Raw genomic sequence first — 24,176 nt, 5'->3', positions numbered from 1 at the left:
ATTTTAACATTGAAAAAAATACTTTTAATATTATCTTTTCTGGTCTGTGCGAATGTTTTTTCACAGATATTATCCTCTAACGTAGAAAAGAAAACGCTTGCTCTGGGAGAAACCAATCATATTACGATAAAGATTGATAACCTTAGCGGGCAGCAGGTTACTTCAGCTCCGAAAAATGAGCTGCTCCCTTTTCATTTTGAGGAAATCAAAGACAGCATCGGGCAATCTGCCAATAGCTATGAAAGAAAAATAGAATTTGCTGTTTTTGACGAAGGAAAATTTACCATTCCGGAACTGGAATTCAAAGTGGGGGATAAAATCCTTAAAACGATTCCTTATGAAATAGATGTCATTAATACTGCTCAGAAAGCTGATCAGATTAATGATATCATGAAGAATAAGGAGGTGAAGCTTGAACCGCAGGACTATTGGGAGCTTTATAAGTTTTATATTCTGGCAGCATTGGCTGGTATTGCAATAATTATTGCCATTATCATGTTTGTAAAATGGGGCAGGAAATCCAAAAGTTCCCCTGTTGTAGCCACCAATCAGACTTTAAAAGAACTTGACTCGCTTAAAAAGAAAAAATATATTGAAGGCGGAAACTTTCGGTCCTTTTATGTGGAACTGATTGATATTTCCCGAAACTTCATTACAAAACAATACCATCTTCCGGCAGATGTCCTTCTTACAGATGATCTTATTGATGTCATGAAAAAGAATAACACAATCTCCCAGGACAACGAAAAAATTGTGGAAGATGTATTCCAGAGGGGAGATCTTGTGAAATTTGCCAAAACTTTTCCTGATCAGGAGACCATGGAGAGAGATTTTGCCAATATCAGGGATTTTGTGAAAAGATCATCCAAAGATCTTGAATTCGAAAACTTAAGAAAGGATGTTTAATTTTGAGTTTTACAGCCCGTGGTTTTTACTGCTTTTTTTGCTGTTTATCCCGCTTTTGATTAAAGATATCGGGAAAAAGAAAAGAAAAGGCATAAAGGTACCTACGATAAAAAACATGGATCACAGCGGTGGTATCCAGGGTGTACTTTTTTTATTGAAAATCTCGAAGTATATTATTCTTTCAGCTTTGATTATTGCAATGGCAAGGCCGAGAACATTTACGATTTCGCAGGACAGGGATGATACAAAAGGAGTAGATATTATGTTATCTATTGATGTTTCTTTAAGTATGCTCGCAAAGGATTTAAGTCCCGATCGTATCACTGCATTGAAAGATATTGCTGTAAAATTTGTTCAGAAACGTCCCAATGACAGGATAGGAGTTGTAGCGTATGCTGCGGAGGCATTTACCAAAGTTCCTGTTACTTCAGATCATCAGGTTGTTATTGATGAGATTAAAAATCTTAATTCTGCCGGTCTTGAACCAGGTACAGCGATTGGAGAAGGTCTTTCTGTTGCCGTAAACCACCTGGTAAAAAGTAAGGCTAAAAGTAAAGTAGTCATTCTGATGACGGATGGAGTAAGTAATATTCAGAATGCAATTCCTCCGCAGGTAGCTGCCGAACTGGCAAAAAATAATAATATAAAGGTATATGCAATCGGAATCGGGACCAATGGTTATGCCCTGATGCCAACATCGCAGGACATTTTCGGAGATCTTATCTTTACTGAAACAGAGGTAACGATTGATGAAAATACATTGAGAGAGATTGCACAGACTACAGGAGGGAAGTATTTCAGAGCTACCTCAAACAGCAGTCTTGAAGAAGTATACGATGAAATTAACCAGCTGGAAAAATCTGATGTGAAAGTTTCCAAGCTTTACAATTATGAAGAATATTTTAAGATATTTCTCTGGATTGCTTTAGGAATGCTGGTATTGGATGCATTGTTAAGATGGGTGTTTTATAAAATTTTAAGCTGATGAGTTGGTCTTTAGGAAATTATTGGTATTTATTTTTACTGTTGCTTCTGCCGCTGTTAGCTTCCTTTTTGATCCGGTTTTTAAAATGGAGAAATAAAAAAAGAGAAATTTTTGCAGCCAGTCAGTTTCATGAAAACTTATTTGAAAAGAAATCAGGATTTACAAAGTATTTTCCTGCATTGTATTTATTGGCAACATTATTTCTGATATTCTCTATCATTGATCTTCTGAATGGTTCAGAAGAAGTGAAAAGTACCCAGAAACTGAACAATGTGATTTTTATGCTGGATGTATCCAATTCTATGAACGCAGAGGATATAGACCCAAGCCGTCTTGCAGAAGCTAAAAATCTGATGATGGCTGCCATGAAGAAAATGAATAATGACAAAATTGGTATTGTCATTTTTGCCGGAAATGCAATGTCGATAATGCCTCTTACCACAGATTATAATTCAGCAGAAACCTATATCAGCGGTATTGAGACAAGCTCCATGCAGATTCAGGGAACTGATTTTCTGAAGGGAATGCAGGCAGCGGTTGAAAAGTTTAAAAATGTAAGCAAAGGGTCCAGAAAAGTTGTTCTGTTAAGTGATGGTGAGGATAATGAAGGAAATGATAATGCCGCTATACGATTAGCAAATAAAGAAGGAGTGAGCATTACTTCCGTCGGGATTGGTACTGATGAAGGTGCGCCGGTTCCGGAATACGTTTTTGGACAGCTGATGGGTTACAAGACTGATGTTAATGGCGGAACAGTAATTTCAAAGAGGCAGACGGAGGCTTTAAAGAAAATGGCTGAATCTACAGACGGGACTTATATTGACGGAAATAATATCAATGAAGCCCCGGACAGAATAGCAGAAGCTGTAAATAAGAAATCGGCAGGTGCTGAAACCATGGTGAAATCACAGAATGCGAATCATTACTATCAATATTTTCTTGCAGTATCTATGCTGTTTTTCTTTTTAATTTATATTTTTAATCCTAAAAAGGACTTTAATGTGTAGATTTCCTCTTTATATAGAAGAAATTCTACAAGTACTTTAACCGAATTTTAACAAATAAAACTCTGTTTCTTAACATATAAAGGAATAATTTTGCAAGTGATGAATACTAAAATCATATTTTTATCGTTTATTGTTGCCTTCTCTTTCTCAGGCTTCCTGTTTGGGCAGGAAAACTACAGAAATTTAATCCATGAAGGGAACCAGAAATTTGACGGTAAAGACTATGACGGAGCTTCTTCCAAATACATGGAAGCGATAAAATCAAACGACAAAGATTTTACCGCTCATTATAACATGGGGAATGCTCTATATAAAAGTAAAAAATACGAAGAAGCAAAAGCAGAGTTTGAAAAAGCAGAAAAACTTTCACAGACACTTCCTGATAAGACTGCTGCCCTTCATAATTTGGGAAATGCTTATATGCAGATGAACCAGCCGGAAAAAGCTGCTGATTATTATAAGAAGGCCCTGAAGCAGGATCCCTACAGCGAGGTAACCAGAAAAAACTATGAGATTGCCAAGCTGAAAGAAAAAGAAAAACAACAACAAAAAAACGAACAGAACAACTCAGGAAAAGGCGGCGGCGGAAATGATCAGAATAAAGGTGACGATCAGAAAGGCGACAAAGACAAAAAACAGGATCAGGGTAACGGCCCTCAGAATGAAGGCAAAAGTGACCAGGGCGACAATCCTAAGCAGAATCAGAATAACGAAGGCAGAATGCCGAAGAATCTTGAAAATGCGATCTTAGATAAAATAAACGAAAAAGAAAAAGAAACCGCCAGAAGAATTTTAAACAAAAATTCTTATTCGATGCCTGAAAGCAACGAGAAAGATTGGTGATGCAGCACAAATTGATTTACATATTGCTTACCCTAGCGTCCGTAATTACTTACGGACAGGTAAATCTTTCTATGGATGCAGATAAATCTGAGTATGGGGGTAAAGATATCATCAATCTTACTATTGTTCTTGAACTTAACGGAAGTGATCTTGTACAGCAGACAGGTTTACAGCTTCCGGATCTTTCAAAATTTAATATCATAGGGAGCGGATCTGTTACCAATACTGTGATCGATCCGGCCACCAATACGCTCATTACCCAAAAAGTATCCCGAATTGCCCTTGAACCTAAGAAAAAAGGGAAAATAAAAATCGGTTCTGTGCTGGTTACGGTAAACAACAGAATTTATAAAACAGAACCTTTTGATGTCAATATCCGTGATATTGTTGACAAAAGATCATTGGCTGCCAATACATCCAATGATGTTTACCTCAATATGGAGATTGATGACAGGGATGTATATCAGGATCAGCCAACTGTTGCGGTACTGAGAGTATATTCAAAAAACATAGATAACCTGAGAAAGGTGAAAAATATCCATCTTCCGCAACAGGATAATATCAATGTGCATCCCATCAATTTTGATAAATCTGAGATAGATCCGTCAGGATATGGAAATATGCCTTCACAGGTTCTGGCGATGTTCATGGTATTCCCAAATGAAGCAGGATATGTGGAGGTTCCGGGAGTAACAGCATCAGTAAGCACCTATTCAAATAAAACTAAAATTGTTTCCAATAAAGTTAAGATTAATGTAAGAAAGCTTCCTGAAGGAGCTCCTGAATGCTTTAAAAATGCTGTGGGTAACTTTAATGTAAACGTATATAACGCTTCCAAAGAAAAGCCGGAAGCAAGAAAACCTCTGAATGTAGTAGTAAAAGTTTCAGGTGAAGGTAATTTACCGGATATGGAACTTCCAAAAATTGCTGCCTCTCCGGATTATGAAGTCTTTGCTCCTAAAATTACTTCTAACGTTGCTCCCGGAACTGCAGGAATGAAAGGAGAGATCTTAGCTAATTATGTTATCATTCCAAAAAAAGCAGGGGCCATATCCATTAAAACAGAACAGTTTGCCTTCTTCAATCCTGCCAATAAAGAATATGTAGATCTGGGACAAAAAACACTGGATCTGAATGCATTTTCTCACGATCAGATTTTGGAAGCCCGTTCTACCGTAGAAAAGGTAAATGAATATACCAATAACCTTCTCGAGACGGTAAACACACCTGTTTTAAAGACCACTTCATTCAAGGTAAAGGAAAAGAACAAGTTTCACTGGAATATTCTTCTGACAAATATTGCTATTCTGATAAGCTTGTTTGTTGCTTATCTGTTATTTAAAAATTGGCAAAAAAAACGTACATTAGTTAGGGAAAATGTACCATCAAAACCCTTAGGCTCAGTGGCGGAAACAGAAAAAGAAATCCGGGAATTGATGAAAACAGATATCAATGATTATTTCGGATATCTGGAAAATCTTAAAGATAACGGAGAGTATGAGAAGTTCTTTGTTACCCTGGAAGAATTGGATGAAGAAGTGAGAAGCCAATATTTCAAAGGCTCTGCTTCGGAGTTCAGGGCTTTTCTTGAAACACATAAAGGGTCTTCCATAGCAGAAGAATATGGTAAGTTGCAGCAAAAAGTTCAGATGGAAAAATACAATCCTGTAAAATCTTCTGAAGCTCTTGAAGAACTTTTGAAAACAATTGTTAATTTATATTCACAAATTAGCAAATAATCAGTTTATTTTCATATTTTTGCGAAATTTTTAATTACAAAGAGATGGAAATTTTTGATGGTTTCTCTTTTAAAGAGATTGTTACCAGCTTTATGGTTCTTTTTGCCGTTATCGATATTATCGGCTCAGTTCCTATTATAGTAAGCCTTCAGCAGAAATTCGGACAGATTGAAGCCGGAAGGGCTGCAATCACTGCCGGGGCTATTATGATCATTTTCCTTTTCGTAGGAAACAAGATTCTGAAACTTATCGGGGTTGATGTAAATTCCTTTGCTATTGCCGGAGCCTTTGTGATTTTTGTCATAGCCCTGGAAATGATTCTGGGAATTGAAATTAATAAAACAACTGAAGCAAAGGCCGCATCTATCGTACCCATCGCATTTCCGCTGGTTGCAGGGGCAGGAACCCTGACTACCGCACTGTCTCTTAGAGCTGAATTTCATGATATAAATATTATCTGCGGAATTATTCTTAATACAATTTTCGTATATTTGGTGCTGAAATCAGCGAAATGGTTGGAAAGAAAAATCGGGGATGCTACTTTGATGATCCTGCAGAAAGTTTTCGGAATCATCCTTTTGGCAATTTCAATTAAATTATTCACCGCAAATTTTGCCCAGCTGGTGCAGAATTATATTAATTTTTAAGAGTCATGAAGAAGTTTTATAAAGTATTTTTAGTACTGTTTATCGTATTCATCGCCATCAATCTTTATGCTATCAACTGGCAGACAACAGATATCTTAGGAGATGAAGATAACCTGAAGTTTGTATTCTCAGCTGCTGCTGCAGGATTAGGACTTATCCTGCTTTTTGTAATGGATACATGGAGCAGAATCGGTGTAAAGAAATAAATTGAATATTTCAATATAGATATAAACCTCTTTCTTTTGAAGGAGGTTTTTGTTTTGTTAGGCAGCAGGGATTAGGTAATAGGTAATAGGTAATAGGTAATAGGTAATAGGTAATAGGTAATAGGTAATAGGTTGCGATTAGATTTCATTTGTATCAAACCATTAATGTGATTAATTCAATAGAAACGGGCTTTAGCCCGTTTAAACAAAACATATGATTTCAATTGGCTTTAGCCAAAACTTATGAATATCATGCAAGTTCACAAAATTCTATGAAATAACCAGATTTTTTACTATTGCCTCAGATTTCAGCTCCGTTTCTCTCCATTCTTTTTCCGGGGTGCTCTGAGCTGTAATTCCTCCTCCCACGAAAATATGCACAGCGTTTTTATAAAGCCTTGCACAGCGCAGGTTCACAAAGTAGAAGATGCTTTCTTCGGTTTCAACCTTAATATAGCCAGCATAGAATTCCCGTGGAAATTTTTCATACTTACGGATATTCTCGTTACAAAAATCTTTTGGAATTCCACAGACAGCGGGAGTAGGGTGAAGGTCACTGATAATGCTGTCTAGATCTTCAGGCTTTATACTGGTTTTAAAATCTGTCCGTAAATGCTTGATATTTCCTGAAATGTGATCATACGTTTCCGATTGCTTTACATCCTTAGAATAGTTTTTAAGAATGTCCTGAATGTAGGTAGTAACCGGTTTCTGTTCTTCAATTTCTTTTTCAGACCACTCTTCTGATACAGGTAAGGTACCTGCAAGAGCCATGGTCTCGAACTCATAGGTTCTTTTATTAAACTTACCTAATACTTCCGAAAAAGCTCCCATCCATGCATTTTGCCCGTCATTAAACAGATATCTGAAAGCATTGGGATAAGAATCACATACATTTTTAAAACTTTCTTTATAATCGATTACTGTAAAGTCTGTAAATATTTTTCTTCTGGAATAAACAAGCTTAGGCAGATTGTTTTCTTTAATCACTTTAATCACTTCCTGCAATGTTGCGCAGTATTCTTCTTCCGTTTCAGCGGTAAAATTTGTTAAATCGTTTATAAGATCTTCATTTGTAACGGAACTGAGAGAAAATTCCGTAGATGCATCCATAATATCTCCATGGAAGATGATCTGGTCTGAGCCGTTGTAGGAAAAAAAGTTGACTGCATTTTGAGTGTTTTTTTTATCAGCAGTCAGGAGTTTTTCGTCGAAAGGAAGTTTGAAATAAATCATTAGTTATGAAGGATTTTGAAAATCATCAGAGGAAAATGGTATAAGAATTTCCAATGTGGTTTTCCTTTCTGCAAAGGTATTACTAGTCTTAAAGATGTCAAAATAAAAAGGACTTAAATTTATTTTAAGTCCTTTATTTTTTTATGCTGTTGCAACTTATCTGTGAATAATATTATTCGTCATAGTTGTATGATTGATAAGTATTCCTTTTTCGTCACGGATTTCAATTTCAGAAACATGCATCGTTTTGCCTTTTCTGATAAAACGCGCTGTAGCCGTTACAATACCATCTTTTTTACTTCTTAAATGATTGGAATTGATATTGGTTCCCACACCGTAATATTTTTCGCCATCGATAAAGATATTAGACAGGCTTGAACCTAAAGTCTCTGCTAAAACACAGCTCGCTCCTCCATGCATGATCCCAAACGGCTGGTGGGTTCTTGGCAGAACAGGCATTGTAGCAGTAAGGGTTTCATTTTCCAGATCAATATCGATGAACTTTATTTCAAGTGTTTTGGCAAGAGTTACATCTCCCCAGTTATTGATGAATGCTAATATTTCTTCTTTTGTCTGACCTTTCATTTTTCAATTGCTAAATGATGATTGATTAATTTTGTTTTACGCTGTCCGTTTCACTCCCGGTTCCCATAATATTAGGATTCCAGTTGGCCGGAACTTTCGGGACAATATCATTTTTTACATAATAATCCTGGATTTCCTGCATGATCTCTGAAAAAGATACTGATGCTATTCTTTCGTAAGGAATAGTATATCCCAGATAAACAATTTTTCTTTTGAAATCGCCTGCTGCCAGTACAATAGGAACTTTTGCTGCCAAAGCCATGTGGTAAAAACCTTTTCTCCATTTCGGCACCCAGCTTCTTGTTCCTTCGGGGGTAATTACGAGACTGAAGTCTTCTTTAGAAAACTGATTGGCTACAAAATTGACAAGATCGTTTTTCTGGCTTCTGTCGATACCAATACCTCCAAGGCCTTTTACAATACTTCCATACCAGGCTTTGGTGTGGGCATCTTTAATGATAATTTTTAAAGGCTTTTCTAAAGACCAGTAGGCGAAATTTCCTAAAATGTATTCCATGTTATGGGTATGTGGAGCCACTACCAGTATACATCTGTTCAGGTTGTTGACATCGCCCTGCAGAACGACCTTCCAGCCTAATATCTTTAACATTGCTTTGCCTATCAGCTTTTTCATAGATTTCTTGGGTTAAAAACAAAAAAGTATAACCAAACTTTGGTTATACTTTACAAATATATTGAAATATTATCGCTCTTAAAACAAACCGCTAATTAAATCTACGATTTTCATTACGAATTCCATTGCAAATTGTATCATGATGAAGCTGTGTTTTTGTTTGTTTGGTTATTAAATTTTTAGCTTTACGAAATTAAAACATTTTTTTCATATAGGAAACTAAATATTGTTTTATTTTCACTTTTCTGAGAGAAGAAGGGTGTGAATTTCAAACGGTTGCCATCCACTCACACCTTCTACCACTCTCTGAAGTTAATTATTTAGTTTGTATGGAAATTTCGTTTTTTCCGTCTTTGATTTTGATGTCCATGTCCTTGTTTGATTTCTTGATAGTAGACACTGCAGAATCAATTACTTTCTTTGCCTGGCTGTTCGGAACTTTTTTACCGTTTACAATGATACTGTCTTTATCATCAGAGTTGTATTCGATACTGGAACCGTTTACCGTGATTTTATTTTTTTCAATTCGTACATTGTTATTGTCGTCGTCATTATCCTGATCGTTGTCATTGATACCATCTCCATCCAGATCCCCATCCATATTGATGCGGTCTTTTTTCATTGAAATAACCACCATTTTTTGTGGAACTACAAGTTCATAATCTAGGCTATAGTCTCTGAATCTGTGTTCATACGGATATTTTATATAGTTCGGAAGTAATACTTTATTATTTACCACTTCTACAGGAACAGTCATCTGAATAGGGAAGTTATATCCGTTCCCTTCTTTTTTGATGATCAGATAAGGCGTTTTGATATCCGGTTTTCTTGTAACATCTACAGAGATATAATCTTCTTCATAAACGGATCTTTTATCTGAATAAATATTATTGTTGTAAGCTTTGAAGTTTTGAGGGATATTAACCTGTTTTACGTCTACATACACTGTATCTGAAGTAGTATTGATGGCAACATTTTCCACATCTTCCTTGCTTCCTCTGTAGATCATGTCCTTCTTAGCCATGCTTATTCCGAAGTAAGTTCCCAGTCCGATCAGAAGAAGAAATAAACCTCCTACAACCCATCCGATATTTCTCAGTTTTGTTTTTGGAGAGAAGATCTTGATGCTTAATAAGCTGAAAAGGATTGCCGGAATTAAGCTTCCGATAACCATCATGGCTGCCAGTACTTTATCCAGCCCCTGATCATCCATATAGAATCTGATTTCATTGGCACCAGGGAAGTCTGTATCCATCCCGAAAAGACCGAATAATACAAATACTCCTATAATGCTTCCTACAGCCATCAGTACGAAGAATCCTCCTACGATGTACTTAAATACATTCCAGATTCCGCTTCCTGCATTGTTGATATAAGGTTTGTTTTCAGTGTAGATTTCTCCGACCCTCTGAGTAGATTCATTGGCAAATTGTACCAGCTTATTAGACTCATTCTTAAGATTGTCGAAGTTCATAGGCTTTCCCTGCATTTTCAGGAAATCTGCTGCTGTTTCAGCTTTTGGAAGTACGATCCAAAGGATTACATATAAAAGTCCTATTAATGAAGAGGAAATGGCTGCTGTGAAAATTCCTAAGATAAAGATCCCAAGCCAGATTGCTCTCATTGTAGTGATGTCCATTCCCACATATTGAGCTAAACCTGCGCAAACTCCTGCTACTTTTTGTTTTTCCGGATCACGGAAAAGCTGTTTTTTATCTGTATAATAAGTTCCTGAATTATTTTTTCTGGCAGATGTTTTTTCGGAAAAATAAGCCTCTTCCTGCTCTTCGATTTTTTCAGGGCTTCCGATCTGTGCAATTACCTTTTCTACATCGGTGTCATTGATCACTTCACGTTTTCCTAAAGAATCTTTGAAAATTTCCACCATTCTTATTTCTATGTCATGCATTACCTCATCCGCTTCTGAAGCCTCCAGTGAGCTTCTCAGTGCATTCAGGTAATCGCTGAGCTTTATATATGCGTGTTCTTCTATGGTAAAAGAAAAACCTGCGAGTCCTATTGAGAGTGTCTTGTTCATAGCTTTGTTTTTTAATTTTGTTGGGTAATTTGATTTACTGAGGCTGTCAGCTCATTCCATGTATTGAGAAGTTCATCCAGGAAAAGTTTTCCTTTTTCTGTGATCTGATAATATTTTCTGGGCGGGCCTCCAGTAGATTCTTCCCATCTGTAAGAGAGAAACTCTCCGTTTTTAAGTCTTGTAAGAAGAGGGTAGAGGGTCCCTTCCACTACATCCAGTTTTCCTTTTTTCAGTTCGTCAATCAGATCGGAAACATACATTTCACGGTGATTGATGAGACTTAGAATACAGAATTCCAGAATTCCTTTTCGCATTTGCGCTTTGGTATTTTCAGTATTCATCTTTGATAAGTTTTGTTAATTAGTTATATTTTTAGAAAAATGCTCCTAGCTAGCTGAGCCTATTCTAATTTTACATTACAAAGATATGTAAATAAAATGGTATTATGCAATACAAAGTAGTGAAATCTTTAAAATAAATAATTTAATTAATTGATAATCAGCTATATAATTTTTGTGTTGATTTTTTGTTAGAATAAATTTTGGCAAAAAAAGACCAAAAAAACTTTAAATTTTAAGAATTATCTATATAGGCCACTTCCATCTTTTATTTTTACTATTGATCATCTATCACTTATCATTATAAAGAGCCTGGGATTTTGAGATCGGCATAATGATTCGTATTTTTGTTAGGAAAAGACACTTAATCCATTTACAATTACCATGAATATTTTGAACAGCTATAAACACTTGCCGGTATTTCTTTTATTGGGCCCTTTATGCTTTGGGCAATATCAGTTTGAAATAAAAAATGTATCCAAGAAATATAACGCAATCATCCATGTGGAAAATTGTAATGATGGCCAATGTGGAGGAAAAGGAACGGTAGAATTGTTTGACAATAATAACAGCAAGGTACAGAGTTTTGTTTCTGATAACCTTGTTTTAAATCCGGAACATGGACAAAAATTGATTCCGGGGAAACTGATTCCTCTGGCAAATGACCAGCGTTCAGTCATTATAGATGATTTTAATTTTGACGGAACCGAAGATGTGGCGATAAGAAACGGGAATATGGGAAATTACAGCTCGGCTTCTTATGATGTGTATGTATTCAACAGCACAAGAATGGCATTTGTGAAAAGTGAAGAACTTACAGACCTGGGCTCGAGTGGTTTTGATTTTTTTGAAACAGACGCCAAACGCAAACGTCTTATTTCCTACGGTAAGTCCGGTTGCTGCAGGCTTTTTACAACAGAATATGCTGTCATTCCGAACAAAGGGCTGGACAGGGTGCTTGAAAAAGAGGAAGATATGACCAATGAGGATCAGGTAAGGGTAATAACGAAAGAAAAGATCAATAATAAATGGATTACCAAAACCAAGGTATATCCGGCAGATCAGTATAACAAAAATAAAAAGTAAGATGAAAATTCAGAAAGAAATCGATTTTATCCTGGCAGTGGATGCTCTGAAAAATGTGCAGCGAAGAAATTACAATGCTGACGATTCCCGGAGAGAGAATACAGCAGAGCATTCATGGCAGATCATTATCCTGGCTCAGATCCTTTATCCTTATGCCAAAAACCGTGCAGATATTGATTTACTAAGAGTAATAAGGATGCTTTCCATTCATGACCTGGTTGAAATAGAAGCCGGAGATACTTTTATTTTTGATGAAAAAGCAATGGTAGGAAAGTTTGAAAGAGAAAAGGCATCTGCCCAGAAGATCTTTGGGATTCTGGATGAACCTTTACGTACAGAGTTCTTTAATCTATGGCTTGAGTTTGAGGAAGAAAAGACTCCGGATGCTATTTTCGCCTGCGGGATTGACAGAATCATGCCGTTTATCTTAAATTCCCATACTGCGGGAAAAAGCTGGACTGAAGCAGGAGTCACAGAAAGACAAATCAGAAATATGCTTGAAAATGCGATCAGCAGGGCATCAGATGAAATGGGCGAGGCCTTTGAACTTTTACTGAACAGAAGTTTGGAAACGGAAAAGGTTTTGAAATAATTTCAATGAAAAAATTTCGGGCGGCCAGAGGCCGCCCGAAATTTTTAGTATTTATAGTATCTGAATTGGTTTCTTGAATTCATCAATCGCTACAAAAGTAAAATCACCTACAATAGCTTTTTCTCTTTCGTAGGAATACATCTGCTCCGTGTAAATTTCAACATTTACTTTCATACTGGTTTTTCCTACGTATGAAACCTTCCCGATCAGTTCCACAATAGTTCCGGCAGGAATAGGTTTTTTGAAATCGATTTTGTCACTGCTTACCGTTACCACTCTTTTTCTGGCAAAACGGGTTGCTGTGATAAAAGCTACTTCGTCCATCAGCTGCATAGCCGTACCACCGAAAAGGGTATCGTAATGATTGGTTGTGTTAGGGAAAACCGCTTTAAAGATTCTGGTTTCGGATGCTTCAATTCTTTCTTCTGTAGTCATATATCATTATTAATTAAAGCGAAATGAGAGATATCAAAACAACAGAACAATGACAGGAACTTTGGAAATTCCTGAAACAATTCATCAGATCAATACAACTTCAGATCGCGAAAGTTACATGTTAAGAAAAAGGCAGGTCTCCTGACTTGTAACATCATTTATCTCCTTCCCATGCCTCGCACAGTGGATCTTTGATAAAGACTTCAGTTACTTACAGTTGCGCGACAGTCCGTGATTTTCACACGGTTCCCTTTTAATCTGCAGTGATGCAGAACCAATTTCTGTGATGAATAAGTATTAAAACTTTTCGGATGCAAAAATAATGAATTTATTCCGGATTATGGAAAATAATCTGGCTGATTACCCTTCCTTTCTTGATGGTCCACAGCGTTGTATATCTGCTTTCTCCTGAACCGTTGATCATATAAAGAAAAATATTATCGTTATCAAGGGAAGTTACTCCGACGTTCTCAAAATCCATGGTAGGCTGGAACATGTTTTTGATGGCTTCCCTTACAAAAACAGAACCTCTTCCGGGTTGTTGTACCCTGATTGATTTGATTTCAGTCATCCCTTCGGGAAGATCATTTCCGATTCCCCAGGGTTTTACTTTGTCAATGGTAAGGAGCTTTCCTTCCGCATCTTTTTCCTTTTTACGGTATCCTGCATTGGAAGGATAGATATCAATCACCACTTTGCTTCTTTGGGCAGTAGGGATTTTAGGATCGGAATTGTCGGTGAAAATAAGTGATCTTCCGTTTTTAGATTTGGAAGGGGTATAGGCGGGAAGCTGATCAATATAAGCAATACGCTCTTTATTCACCATTCCTTCTTTATCAAGAGTTTCATAACGCACAAACGGCTTGTCATCATCCTGTTTCTCGGGATATTTGATCCAGATCCATTCTGTTTCTCCCGGAGCAGGCTTTACATAAACAAATACATCACCTTTGCGCATACGGATCTTATCTACAATTTTTCTGTAATTGTCTTTATGAACCCGCACATTGGCATATCCCTCTTCAGCTTTTACCACTCCGAAAGGAACTTTATTCTGCCCCTTTACAAAGGCTAAAGAAAAAATACTGAAAGCAGATAAATAGAATGCTTTGTTTATGAAAGTCATCATGAAAATTTTTTGATCCTTCAAATATATAAATTAAATGCTTTTCGGAAGATAATTATACCGCTGCAGTTCATTTAAATCTTGTAATTGTTTCAGATGGCCGTCTGAAAGCAGATACATAAGTTCAGAAATATCCAGAACATCTTTAAAATTATGGTCAGAAATAATAAATCCTTTATGGGCTGACTCCAGAAGTATATTTTTCTTTAGTTCTTCAGTAACCTTAGGAGAAAGACTATGAAATGGCTCGTCCAGTAAAATAAAATCCGCTTCAGAATAAATAATCATCAGGGTTTCAATGATTCTCTGCTCACCCTTGGAAAGGTTTTTAGGTTTTTCATGAAGAAAAGGTTGTACAAACTCTGAATTAAAAAGTAATTCAGTATTCTTTTGGTTACAAAAAAGGGGAATCAGGTTTTTGATTTTTATATATTGGGGTAGAAACAGCTCCTGTGGCAAATAGGAGATCCGGTTTTTTCTGTCGGAAATGTTTTTCAGAATAGTGTTGTCATATTTTATAAACTGAGTATCGCCATATTCAGTGCCGAAAATAATGTTCATCAATGTTGATTTTCCGCTTCCATTTCTGCCTAATAACCCTATAACCTGCCCTGTTTCGCATCCTATATAAATATCCTGCAGAATTTTCCTTTCATGGAAAGATTTTGTTACACTATCAATATGAAGCTTACTCATAAGAACAGTGTTATAGTTTTTACAAGAAATCCTGATAATATCGTTCCTGTCCAAAGAAAAGTTCTTGAAAATCCTGAATTAGCGTAAAAATAATATTCGCTTTTAAACCTTACTTCGTACATAAAGTAATGAAGAACCGGTAAAATTAAAAGAAAACTTAATCCAAATGTTTCAGTTCTGTAGGGGAGCAGAAAAGAAATAAGTAACGAAAACAGCAAGGTAGGAATGAGGGTTTTTTTATAAAAAATCCAAAGAATAGTAAAGTTTCTGACCATGTTCAATACTTTAAGAATAGGTATCCGATATTTAATATATGGAGGTTGGTTGTTTAAACTTTTATAATCGTTATTTAAACCACAAAAGGCACAAAAGTTTTAAACACTTCAGTTTTTTCAGAACCAGACCTTATGCATAATAAGTACACCTAAGTTTTGTGAAAATCTTTGATTTTCATCTTATGTGAACTTTTCTGCGATATCATTTTAAACTTACTTCAGTGAACTCAAGCATTTAGAATGAACCCTTTTGTGACTTTTGCGGTTTTGTAAAGTTTAAACAACTTTATGAATTCAAATATATTAAAAACCTTTATACAAGAGAAAAATTAAAAGATTCATTAAGAAATAAATAAAAAGAGAGAGCACTGAAAAGTGCTCTCTGTATTTGCATACATTAATCCTCAGACTAATTAAATTCTCTCAAGCTCATCCGCGTCAATCGTGGTTTTGAAAGTGCCGTAATTGACGATCACTTTATTACGTGAGATTTTCTCAATGGTACCCACACTGGTGCTTCCTGTAATACGAACACGCTGCCCGACTTTCATCCACACAGCACGGTCGGTTTTACGTTTTTCCTCCAGTTTTTCATTGGTTTCAGCAATTTTTTCAATCACTTCCTCTTTTTTCAGCTGTTGGGTAATTTTTCTCTTAACAACCTGAAGACGTTTGGATTCATCCTTATCGGTACCTAATTTTCTGAATTTTTCCTGTTCAAGGAGCTTTACAAAATCTTTTACAACATCCTTTCTGGATTTTCCTTTGGTATAGCTGTCGATGAATGCCTCAATCTTATTTCCGAACTGAAGTTTACGGTGTTCCTCTTCATACAGCTTCTGGAAATTGAAAAGTTTCTGCTGAAGCTGGTCATTCAGTTTCTGAAGGTTATCACGTTTATCTTCTACAGATTCTTTTCTTTCTGCAAGGTCGGATTTCAGTTTCTCAACCTCAAATTTTTCCTGCTGCAGTTTTACAATCGTTTTATCGAGATTAACAATATCATGTTCTACCTTTTTCTTGGCAGAATGGATGATAAACCTTGGAATTTTATTCTTTTCTGCAACTTCAAAGGTAAATGAACTTCCTGCCTGCCCTACTTCCAGCTTATACATTGGTTCCAAAGTTTCTTCATTGAAGAGCATTGCTGCGTTTTGAGCGTTAGGGAGCTGTTCTATCACCAGTTTGATATTGGTGTAATGGGTGGTGATGATAGCAAAACTCTTTTTGTCATAGAAAAACTCCATGAAACTTTCTGCCAGCGCACCTCCCAGCTCAGGATCAGAACCTGTACCGAATTCATCAATCAGCAAAAGCGTATTGGCATCAGCCTCACGGATGATTCCTGACATTTTTTTCAATCTCGATGAATAGGTCGATAAGTGATTTTCAATGGACTGGTTATCTCCAATATCAGTCATGATTTTCTCAAAGAAAAACATTTCAGACTTTGGATGAACCGGAACCAGGATGCCACTCTGAATCATCAATTGTAATAATCCTACCGTTTTCAGGGTAATCGATTTTCCACCGGCATTCGGACCGGAGATACAGATGATCCTGTTGTGCTCCGTTAAAGTCAGTGTCTGTGGATGAATCGTTTTATTCTCTATTTTGTTTCTTAACCATAAAAGAGGATGATAGGCATCTCTTAATCTCAGCGTTTTATGATGGTTGATTTTTGGAAGAACTCCATTGATCAGTTCACCAAATTTCGCTTTAGCTCTCGTAAGGTCAAGGTCAAAAATATATACCTGATATCTCCATAACTGAGGTTGAAATTCTGCCAGTTCTGCGGTAAGTTTACGGAGAACTTTATCGATCTCTTTTTTCTCTTCCTCTTCACTTTCACGAAGCTTGAAGTAGTGCTTTACAACACTGTCCGGCTGAATGTAAGTAATGGAACCGGTTTTGGAAATTCCTAATGTTCTTCCCGGAACCCTTTTTTTGAATCCTGATTTTACAGCCAAGACCCTCTGGTCATCAATAATGGTTTCCCGTATATCGTCCAGAAAGTCACTCTGACCATATGTGGTAAGCGCGCGGTTGAAGTTTTCCTGGATAGCTTTTTTAGCAAGCTGTATTTCAGTTCTTATCCCTTTCAAAGCTGGGGAAGCTTCATTTTTTACCTCACCAAAACGGTTAAAAACCTTATCTACTTTCTCAATGATCTCTTTTCTGAATTCCAGTACAGAAGCTTCTTCCAATAAAGTAGGAAACGTTTCCGGCATGGTAGGGAAGAACTTCTGCAGTTTTCCGATCTGTTCCGTGATGGTTTTTATTTTGATGAAAGCAGCATTTTCCAGACGGTAGTTCTCAATCAGCATCAATTTCAGCTCACTTTCAATATCTTCATATTCATCAAACGGAATCGCATTTGAACTTTCGAAACTCGACAGGTATTCTGACGTTTTCTTTAATGAAAGTTCTGCCTCGTCTATTTCCATCGGACGAAGTTGAAGAATTTTTTCTCTTGTTTTCGGAGAATACGCAAATGGGGAGATTTCCGCGAGCAATTGCGGAAACTCTAATTCGTCTAAATCTTCTTTATCTATATACACAGTGCAAATTTAGTGAGAATTTTGATTATTACGTATATCTGAGAGATTTACAGAATAAATTAATCGGGATTTAAAGTTTTTACGCTAAAAATAAACCGATAATATTCTTTTATTAAATTTGAAATATGAAACTGGAAACCCAAAGATTATTACTGAGAGATATCAACGAAAGTCATGTTGATGATATTTTGCGAATCCGAAGCAATGAGGTGATCAATCGGTTCGTTATAAGGAAATCTCCTAAAAATAACTACGATGCGCTCCAGTTTATTCTGACGATTAAAGAAAGAACTCAAAATAGCCAAACCATCTATTTGGGAATTTCTTTAAAAGATCAGCCGAATCTTATCGGAACCATCTGTCTCTGGAATTTTTCTGAAGACCGCAAAACAGCAGAAGTTGGCTATGAATTGCTGCCGGAATATCACAGGCAGGGAATTATGTCTGAAGTTTTGAAAGTGGTTTTGGATTTTGGTTTTAATGAATTGAATTTAGAAGAAATTCTGGCTATTACCAATAAATGTAATGAAAATTCAAAAGGGATTCTTTTAAAACATGGTTTTATTGTATGGGAAGGAAAGGAAGATAAAGATTTCCCTGATAATATTATTTTTAGTCTGAAAAGGCTCTCTGCTGGCCATCATTAAAAATCCAAAAGGTTTTCTCTATCTTTATCGCTGATTGAAATTACCTATGAAAAATGAAATAAAATCTTTAACGGGACTTAGAGGAGTTGTCGCATTATGGGTTGCTTTTTTTCATTTTAGTTTTTTCAGGAATGAATTTATTCAGGATATAGTAGGGAAGGGCTATGTAGCTGTTGATATCTTTTTTGTGCTGAGTGCCTTTTTACTAACGGTTTCTTATTCTGAAAAGTTTAGAAATCTGAATTATAAAGTAATAGATGTTTTTTACAAAAAAAGAATCAACAGAATTTATCCTGTTTACATCATATCAGTTGTTTTTATTGTACTGTTTTTAGAAAAAAGCTCTATAGCCGGGTTCCTGATCAATGCCACATTAATACAATGCTTTTTTAATCCCAATTATCTGCTGAATATAGTTTATTGGTCGCTAAGCACAGAATGGATCTGCTATTTGATCTTCCCTTTTATGTTATGGATTATCCTGCGTTATAAGATTCGCAGTGAAATCTTAATTGTATCAAGTCTGATTTTGAGGTGGATGCTTCCCCATCTTCCCGGTCATTTATATATAGGTTCTGAAATTCCACTGAAAGAAGGTGAATCAACAGCATATCTTGATCTTCCATATGGCCTTGTTTCCCTTCTGAGAACGGTTTCTTCCTATTTTCTTGGGATTGGGATTGCCCTTTTAAAGCCATTTAAAACGGAAAAAGAAAATCTCATCATTTATATTATTACTATAATATTTGTCTCTTTGTTGTTTATTGGTAAAGGACCATTGTTTATACCTTTATTATCAGCATTGATGATTAAATGCCTGCATGAAGGAAAACAAAACTATCTGAAGGCATTTCTGGAAACCAAAACAATATATTTTTTAGGCAATATCTCTTATTCGTTGTATATTATCCATTATATGGTGAAGAAGCAGAATTTCGTTATTGTACATAATTATCATCTTAATAATCTGTTATTAATATCATTTTCATTATTGCTGTCTTACTTTTCTTATAGGCTGATTGAAAGAAAAGTGAAGATATTTAAGGTATGATTAATGCTCTTGTTTTATTTTAATATTATTATTTTTGCAGTATGACCTGGACAGAAATTTTAGCCCCGATAAAAAGTACGGAATACTTTAAAACCCTTTGGGATAAAGTGAAGAATGAATATGCAACAACCAAAGTTTTTCCGCCAAAAAATCAGATCTTCAGAGCATTGGAGTTGACTGCTTTTGATGATGTTGAGGTTGTGATTATCGGGCAGGATCCTTACCATAATGACTATCAGGCGAATGGATTATGCTTTTCTGTTTCCGAGCAGGTGGCTGCCCCGCCTTCACTTAAGAATATTTTTATTGAGTTAAAAGATGACTTAGGAGTGGTAAGAACTTCCAAAGAGCTTGATGATTGGGCAAGACAAGGTGTTTTGTTGTTGAATGCTACTTTAACGGTTCGGGCCCATTCACCTAATTCTCATAAAGATCTGGGCTGGGAAAAATTCACTGATTTTATTATTAAAGAAATTTCAGATAAAAAAGAAAATGTGGTATTTGTATTGTGGGGCGCTTTTGCACAAAAAAAAGCCGAACTTATAGATCCGGCTAAACATTTTATACTTAAATCAGCACATCCTTCCCCTTTTTCTGTTCACAGAGGTTTTTTTGGAAGCAAACCTTTCTCAAAAATTAATGAGTATCTTGTTTCCAAAGGGAAGAAGCCTATTTCCTGGTAGAACCAGCAGATTGATCTGCTTTTTTGATCGTAATACCGATTTTGTATTTTCCGGCCAATGCTTTTGCTCCATCCTGTTGTTTCGGATATGGGGCAATATCCTGTAATGTAATCGTATATCCGTTGAACTCTGTTGACTGGTGATAATTTCTTGCAGGAAAATCTCCGCTGGCAAGGTTCAGCATCATCGGTCGGGTAGAAGTTCCCATGACTTCCACCTGAGCAAGAGCCACTCCGGCCCAGATACAATTGACGCCTTCGGGACAGCGGCTGTCTTCAGAAACCCCTTTGAATGTTACATTCATCTGGTATTCCCTTAAAAACTTATTTTCCCCTTCACTAAGGTATATAACACCATCTTGCTGATTATTGGCGCTTGTAGATTTTGTACCTGCTGGCATTTCAGTGGCTTTTGTGTTTATCTTTGATTTCTTTTGGGCATCGCATCCTGTTAATGCAAATATTCCAAGGCTGAGTAGAACAATTTTATGGAACATAGTTTCTATATTTAATTAAATGATGTTAAACATATTAAGTAGTACTACCAAAAACATTGCCACTCCCACTACAAAGCTGAATCCGGTTCCGTAGATGAACCCAACCAGTGCTCCTTTGGTAGATCGTAAGGCTTTATTCATATCCTTACTGTCATGAAGCAATTCACCAATAAATACCCCTGCAAACATTCCTATCAGAAAGCCCAACGGGATTGGAATAAATATTCCAACAATGGTCCCAACCACAGAACCGATACTTCCCCAGCGTGTACCCCCATATTTTCTGTTGGTCTTTGCCGGAATCACATAGCTTAGTACTACAGAAGCAGCAGTAAGAATTCCAAATGCCCAGATATAAATCATCGGAAGATCCGCATCTGTCCCGAATTTATAGATCAGGAGTCCGCAAATGCTTAGCAAAAGACCGGGTAATACCGGAAGAAAAGTTCCCAATATCCCGACAAATAAGAGAATAAGGCAGAAAATATTAATAACCGTTGTATCCATTCTTTTAAAAAATATAGATGCAATATAAAAAAAGTGGCCTTATAAAAAGCCACTTTGAGAACTGAGTTATAAAATTTTATTACAAATTTAAGATTACATATTCCAGGATTGGTCCTGCTTTACCGATATTTCCGCTTGCATGGTTATGGAATGTGGTATAATAGATATTTCCGCTGCTGGAGTTTCCTGTACAAGGTCCCATTGTATCTCCATGTGCCTGATGTGCATTCCAGGCATTTTGGTTGATCGTAATGGTGATATTATTTCCATTGGCCGTATGGTGGCAGATCGTGATGTGGTTATTGTTCAGGGAGGTTCCTACAGGAGTCTGTGGCGCAGAAGGATTGGTATAATGTCCTGTTCTTATCATCAGAGGTTCGTTACCTTTTTGTACCAGAACATCCCAGAATGCCGGATCATAGTTCTGAATTTTTTCCCACGAACCCATATCATACTGAATATCCAATGTATTAAATCCTAATGCAGTTGCCAAAGCCGTGTTTGAAACGTTACAGCCCATATAAGTGGTGGCTGCACCAATATCCTGCAGACAAAGAAGGTTGTCATTGATAAAACCTCCCGGGGCATTACAGCTTACCGTATTTGTATTTCCCCCTACCAGATAAGCCGAAGCCCAGTCTGAGCTGTAAAGGCTTCCTCCATTGGTTACAAAGGTGGAAAGATTGTTATAAACACTGGTGTCATTGGATGGCGTGGAGGTTCCGGTTTGGGTGTAAGTACGGGAGCCGCAATTCAGGAAAATAATATCATATTGAGAGATGGTATTCATATTTTTTAAATCCTGATAAGTAATTTCAGTTGCGGTATATCCAAGAGAACTTATAATCGCTTCAATTTCATCATAACTTCCCTTTACATACGCCATTTTTGCGATCTGGTCTAATTTCGAATCGGTTGCAGACACAGTGACCGTTTCATTTTTCTTAATGGTAACAGGAACTTCGGTTCTGAAATTTTTACCGTCACCAGTCTGAATATGAAGCGTTGTATTGCCCTCAGGTGCGGTTAAACTGAAACTGCCATCAGCATCGGAATAGGTATGGTAAACATTGCTCTGGCCGTCAGTAGTGAATACAAGAGCACCTCCAATGGGTTTGGTTCCGTTTTTTGCAAAAACTTTGCCTTCCACTTTTCCTGTGGAAACCACTTTTACAGGATTTTCATCAGGAGTAGCAGTATCATCTCCTTTACAGTTCACTAAGAGCACGAAGCTGCATAGCATGATCAATAAGTAATTTTGTCTCATATATGTTTGATTTTGATTGGTTTAGTTTTAATCAAATTTAATCATTTTTTAATATTAAAACATTAAATGTGGAAATTTTTTTAATATTTTTCACTTATATCTTTAATTTTTAGTTTATTTTTCAATTGTAATGGTAGCTTGTGGCAGATTAATATTTTTTAAGATATCATTCCATAATTTTTATTAAATATTTTTCCGGTGGTCCCCTTTGGGATGAAAATTGATTGTGAATAGTAAAATGATGATTCTTAATTTCATAAATTTGCTGTAATGAATGACCAGTTACAAGAAACCAAAAACTTTATACAGGAGCTGAGTGAACAGCTCTATATCTATATTACCCGGATTTCACCAGCCGGGCTGGACTGGGTTTTTCATATCATTGTAAAACTGAGTTTACTTCTTATTCTGTTTTTGGTTACTGATTTTGCTTTTAAGTTCATCATCAATTCTGTGTTCAGGTTATTTCATAATGAACAGAAATTTCCGGTCTTAAAATCTGTTTATCAGTCGAAAATCACCAATTCTGTGGCCCACTTTGCTGCGTTGATTGTGGTGGGGGCTATCCAGGGCTCCATATTTCCGGAAAACGCACTGCCAAAAACAACCATCTTCATTATAAGATGTGTCAATTTAGGGCTGGTATTAATACTTGCGGGAATGCTGTACAGATCGCTGACTGCTTTCAGAAATTATTTCAGCATCAAACAGGACTTTTATAAGATCATGGCCCTGAATGCCATCTCGGAAACTGTAAAAATACTAGGAATCTTCATATTTACAGTAGTAGGCATCTGTGTGATTTTCGGGATTAAAGGAACAACAATCGTAGGAAGTCTTGGGGCTATTACTGCTGTGCTGGTATTGGTTTTCAGGGATACAATCCTGGGATTCGTGACAGGTCTTCACGTGGCCACTTCCAAAAATTTAAAAGTGGGAGACTGGGTAAGCATTCCCAAATACAGCATTGAGGGAAACATTACAGAGATCAATCTTTTGACCACCAAAATCACCAATTTTGATAAGACCGTTTCTACCATTCCTACTTATGACCTGATGACTACTGAGATCAGGAATATGCAGGTGATGTCTGAGTCCAACACCAGAAGAATAAAAAAATCAATTTACTTTAACATCAATTCTTTTAAATTCCTGACGGATGAAGATATTGAACGCCTGAAGGAGATTAACCTGATTTCAGGTTATCTTGAAGAAAGGACCACCGAAATTAAAAAAGAAAAAGAAAGCCTGGTACATAAAGATAAAATTGTAAACGGAAGACAGCTTACCAATATTGGCGTGTTCAGATATTACGCACAGAAATATATTGAAAACGATCCTGATATTGACAAAAACGGAACCCGGATGGTACGTCAGCTGGACATCACTCCGCAAGGGCTGCCCCTTGAAGTATACTGTTTTGCCAATGATTCCAAATGGGAACGTTTTGAGCAGATTCAGGCAGATATATTTGACCATCTGCTGGTGGCTTCAAAGGAATTTGAACTTCAGGTAATGCAGGTAAGCGTGAAAGTGTAGAAAAGCGGGAAGCGGGAAGTTCGGCGCCTTTTAAAACAAATTTTAAATTAA

The 24,176-nt window shown here is 36.5% G+C and carries 25 protein-coding genes and 1 riboswitch; of the genes, 13 read left to right on the top strand and 12 right to left on the bottom strand.

Annotation, left to right across the window (positions count from 1 at the left end; genetic code table 11):
• Positions 1 to 9 precede the first annotated feature (9 nt).
• The 7 genes from ACR1PO_RS04710 to ACR1PO_RS04680 all read left to right on the top strand — a co-directional run bounded on the left by ACR1PO_RS04710 (position 10) and on the right by ACR1PO_RS04680 (position 6,333).
• Positions 10 to 906, top strand: coding sequence for a BatD family protein (locus ACR1PO_RS04710; RefSeq protein WP_332387974.1), 897 nt, complete (start codon positions 10 to 12; stop codon positions 904 to 906).
• On the top strand, positions 899 to 1,891 hold the full coding sequence (locus tag ACR1PO_RS04705) for a VWA domain-containing protein (protein ID WP_433986010.1): 993 nt from the start codon (positions 899 to 901) through the stop codon (positions 1,889 to 1,891). Before ACR1PO_RS04710 ends, ACR1PO_RS04705 begins: the two co-directional genes overlap by 8 nt.
• Positions 1,891 to 2,898 carry a vWA domain-containing protein gene (locus tag ACR1PO_RS04700; RefSeq protein ID WP_433986009.1) on the top strand — a complete coding sequence of 336 codons (1,008 nt, stop codon included), beginning with the start codon at positions 1,891 to 1,893 and terminating at the stop codon, positions 2,896 to 2,898. Before ACR1PO_RS04705 ends, ACR1PO_RS04700 begins: the two co-directional genes overlap by 1 nt.
• A gap of 99 nt (positions 2,899 to 2,997) precedes the next feature.
• Positions 2,998 to 3,741 carry a tetratricopeptide repeat protein gene (locus tag ACR1PO_RS04695; RefSeq protein ID WP_332388066.1) on the top strand — a complete coding sequence of 248 codons (744 nt, stop codon included), beginning with the start codon at positions 2,998 to 3,000 and terminating at the stop codon, positions 3,739 to 3,741.
• Positions 3,742 to 3,764: 23 nt separating this feature from the next.
• A complete protein-coding gene (locus tag ACR1PO_RS04690; protein ID WP_433986008.1) occupies positions 3,765 to 5,480 on the top strand; it encodes a BatD family protein in 1,716 nt (571 codons plus the stop codon).
• Positions 5,481 to 5,524: 44 nt separating this feature from the next.
• Entirely contained in the window at positions 5,525 to 6,127 is a 603-nt protein-coding gene (locus ACR1PO_RS04685; protein WP_374464044.1) for a MarC family protein, read from the top strand.
• A gap of 5 nt (positions 6,128 to 6,132) precedes the next feature.
• On the top strand, positions 6,133 to 6,333 hold the full coding sequence (locus ACR1PO_RS04680) for a hypothetical protein (RefSeq protein ID WP_002977568.1): 201 nt from the start codon (positions 6,133 to 6,135) through the stop codon (positions 6,331 to 6,333).
• A 270-nt stretch (positions 6,334 to 6,603) separates the two neighbouring features.
• On the opposite strand, the gene ACR1PO_RS04675 is transcribed toward ACR1PO_RS04680, so the two are convergent.
• The 5 genes from ACR1PO_RS04675 to ACR1PO_RS04655 form a co-directional block, all read right to left on the bottom strand.
• The gene (locus tag ACR1PO_RS04675; protein WP_433986007.1) at positions 6,604 to 7,569 is read right to left on the bottom strand and encodes a chorismate-binding protein; all 966 of its coding nucleotides are present in this window, start codon (positions 7,567 to 7,569) and stop codon (positions 6,604 to 6,606) included.
• Between the two features lie 156 nt (positions 7,570 to 7,725).
• The gene (locus ACR1PO_RS04670) at positions 7,726 to 8,154 is read right to left on the bottom strand and encodes a PaaI family thioesterase (protein ID WP_332387969.1); all 429 of its coding nucleotides are present in this window, start codon (positions 8,152 to 8,154) and stop codon (positions 7,726 to 7,728) included.
• A 25-nt stretch (positions 8,155 to 8,179) separates the two neighbouring features.
• Positions 8,180 to 8,788 carry a 1-acyl-sn-glycerol-3-phosphate acyltransferase gene (locus ACR1PO_RS04665; protein WP_433986006.1) on the bottom strand — a complete coding sequence of 203 codons (609 nt, stop codon included), beginning with the start codon at positions 8,786 to 8,788 and terminating at the stop codon, positions 8,180 to 8,182.
• A gap of 316 nt (positions 8,789 to 9,104) precedes the next feature.
• Entirely contained in the window at positions 9,105 to 10,826 is a 1,722-nt protein-coding gene (locus tag ACR1PO_RS04660; protein WP_433986005.1) for a PspC domain-containing protein, read from the bottom strand.
• Between the two features lie 11 nt (positions 10,827 to 10,837).
• Positions 10,838 to 11,167 (bottom strand): PadR family transcriptional regulator, encoded by a 330-nt coding sequence (locus ACR1PO_RS04655; RefSeq protein WP_050020108.1) that lies wholly within the window; start codon positions 11,165 to 11,167, stop codon positions 10,838 to 10,840.
• A 381-nt stretch (positions 11,168 to 11,548) separates the two neighbouring features.
• Between ACR1PO_RS04655 and ACR1PO_RS04650 the strand changes: the two genes are divergently transcribed.
• Together ACR1PO_RS04650 and ACR1PO_RS04645 are read left to right on the top strand one after the other, a co-directional pair.
• Positions 11,549 to 12,250, top strand: coding sequence for an XAC2610-related protein (locus ACR1PO_RS04650; protein WP_433986004.1), 702 nt, complete (start codon positions 11,549 to 11,551; stop codon positions 12,248 to 12,250).
• Between the two features lies 1 nt (position 12,251).
• A complete protein-coding gene (locus ACR1PO_RS04645) occupies positions 12,252 to 12,842 on the top strand; it encodes an HD domain-containing protein (protein ID WP_047434061.1) in 591 nt (196 codons plus the stop codon).
• A gap of 51 nt (positions 12,843 to 12,893) precedes the next feature.
• Here ACR1PO_RS04645 and ACR1PO_RS04640 read toward each other — a convergent pair whose 3' ends face one another.
• From ACR1PO_RS04640 to ACR1PO_RS04625, 4 genes are all read right to left on the bottom strand, one after another.
• Positions 12,894 to 13,277, bottom strand: coding sequence for an acyl-CoA thioesterase (locus tag ACR1PO_RS04640; protein ID WP_002977578.1), 384 nt, complete (start codon positions 13,275 to 13,277; stop codon positions 12,894 to 12,896).
• A gap of 114 nt (positions 13,278 to 13,391) precedes the next feature.
• Positions 13,392 to 13,571, bottom strand: a riboswitch (cobalamin riboswitch).
• Between the two features lie 34 nt (positions 13,572 to 13,605).
• Complete coding sequence (locus ACR1PO_RS04635) at positions 13,606 to 14,406, bottom strand: hypothetical protein (protein ID WP_433986003.1); 801 nt, start codon at positions 14,404 to 14,406, stop codon at positions 13,606 to 13,608.
• A 30-nt stretch (positions 14,407 to 14,436) separates the two neighbouring features.
• The gene (locus ACR1PO_RS04630; protein ID WP_433986002.1) at positions 14,437 to 15,099 is read right to left on the bottom strand and encodes an ATP-binding cassette domain-containing protein; all 663 of its coding nucleotides are present in this window, start codon (positions 15,097 to 15,099) and stop codon (positions 14,437 to 14,439) included.
• Positions 15,100 to 15,787: 688 nt separating this feature from the next.
• The gene (locus tag ACR1PO_RS04625; protein ID WP_433986001.1) at positions 15,788 to 17,935 is read right to left on the bottom strand and encodes an endonuclease MutS2; all 2,148 of its coding nucleotides are present in this window, start codon (positions 17,933 to 17,935) and stop codon (positions 15,788 to 15,790) included.
• 125 nt (positions 17,936 to 18,060) lie between these two features.
• Here ACR1PO_RS04625 and ACR1PO_RS04620 point away from each other — a divergent pair, with 125 nt between their 5' ends.
• Genes ACR1PO_RS04620 through ACR1PO_RS04610 form a run of 3 tightly spaced genes read left to right on the top strand, consistent with a single transcriptional unit; the run spans position 18,061 to position 20,316 of the window.
• A complete protein-coding gene (locus tag ACR1PO_RS04620; RefSeq protein WP_433986000.1) occupies positions 18,061 to 18,582 on the top strand; it encodes a GNAT family N-acetyltransferase in 522 nt (173 codons plus the stop codon).
• Between the two features lie 46 nt (positions 18,583 to 18,628).
• On the top strand, positions 18,629 to 19,633 hold the full coding sequence (locus ACR1PO_RS04615) for an acyltransferase family protein (protein ID WP_433985999.1): 1,005 nt from the start codon (positions 18,629 to 18,631) through the stop codon (positions 19,631 to 19,633).
• A gap of 41 nt (positions 19,634 to 19,674) precedes the next feature.
• Complete coding sequence (locus ACR1PO_RS04610) at positions 19,675 to 20,316, top strand: uracil-DNA glycosylase (protein WP_433985998.1); 642 nt, start codon at positions 19,675 to 19,677, stop codon at positions 20,314 to 20,316.
• Here the strand turns inward: ACR1PO_RS04610 and ACR1PO_RS04605 are convergent.
• The 3 genes from ACR1PO_RS04605 to ACR1PO_RS04595 form a co-directional block, all read right to left on the bottom strand.
• On the bottom strand, positions 20,303 to 20,812 hold the full coding sequence (locus ACR1PO_RS04605; RefSeq protein WP_433985997.1) for a hypothetical protein: 510 nt from the start codon (positions 20,810 to 20,812) through the stop codon (positions 20,303 to 20,305). The two genes, ACR1PO_RS04610 and ACR1PO_RS04605, sit on opposite strands and share 14 nt — an antisense overlap.
• A 15-nt stretch (positions 20,813 to 20,827) precedes the next feature.
• A complete protein-coding gene (locus ACR1PO_RS04600; RefSeq protein WP_332387957.1) occupies positions 20,828 to 21,319 on the bottom strand; it encodes a DUF456 domain-containing protein in 492 nt (163 codons plus the stop codon).
• Between the two features lie 79 nt (positions 21,320 to 21,398).
• The gene (locus ACR1PO_RS04595) at positions 21,399 to 22,586 is read right to left on the bottom strand and encodes a peptidase associated/transthyretin-like domain-containing protein (RefSeq protein WP_332387956.1); all 1,188 of its coding nucleotides are present in this window, start codon (positions 22,584 to 22,586) and stop codon (positions 21,399 to 21,401) included.
• Positions 22,587 to 22,856: 270 nt separating this feature from the next.
• Between ACR1PO_RS04595 and ACR1PO_RS04590 the strand changes: the two genes are divergently transcribed.
• The gene (locus tag ACR1PO_RS04590) at positions 22,857 to 24,125 is read left to right on the top strand and encodes a mechanosensitive ion channel family protein (protein WP_332387955.1); all 1,269 of its coding nucleotides are present in this window, start codon (positions 22,857 to 22,859) and stop codon (positions 24,123 to 24,125) included.
• Positions 24,126 to 24,176 lie beyond the last annotated feature (51 nt).

The sequence above is a fragment of the Chryseobacterium amylolyticum genome (assembly GCF_051011775.1).
GTDB lineage: Bacteria > Bacteroidota > Bacteroidia > Flavobacteriales > Weeksellaceae > Chryseobacterium.
The sequence above is the reverse complement of the archived record's forward strand: the minus strand, read 5'-3'. Positions and strand labels throughout refer to the sequence as shown.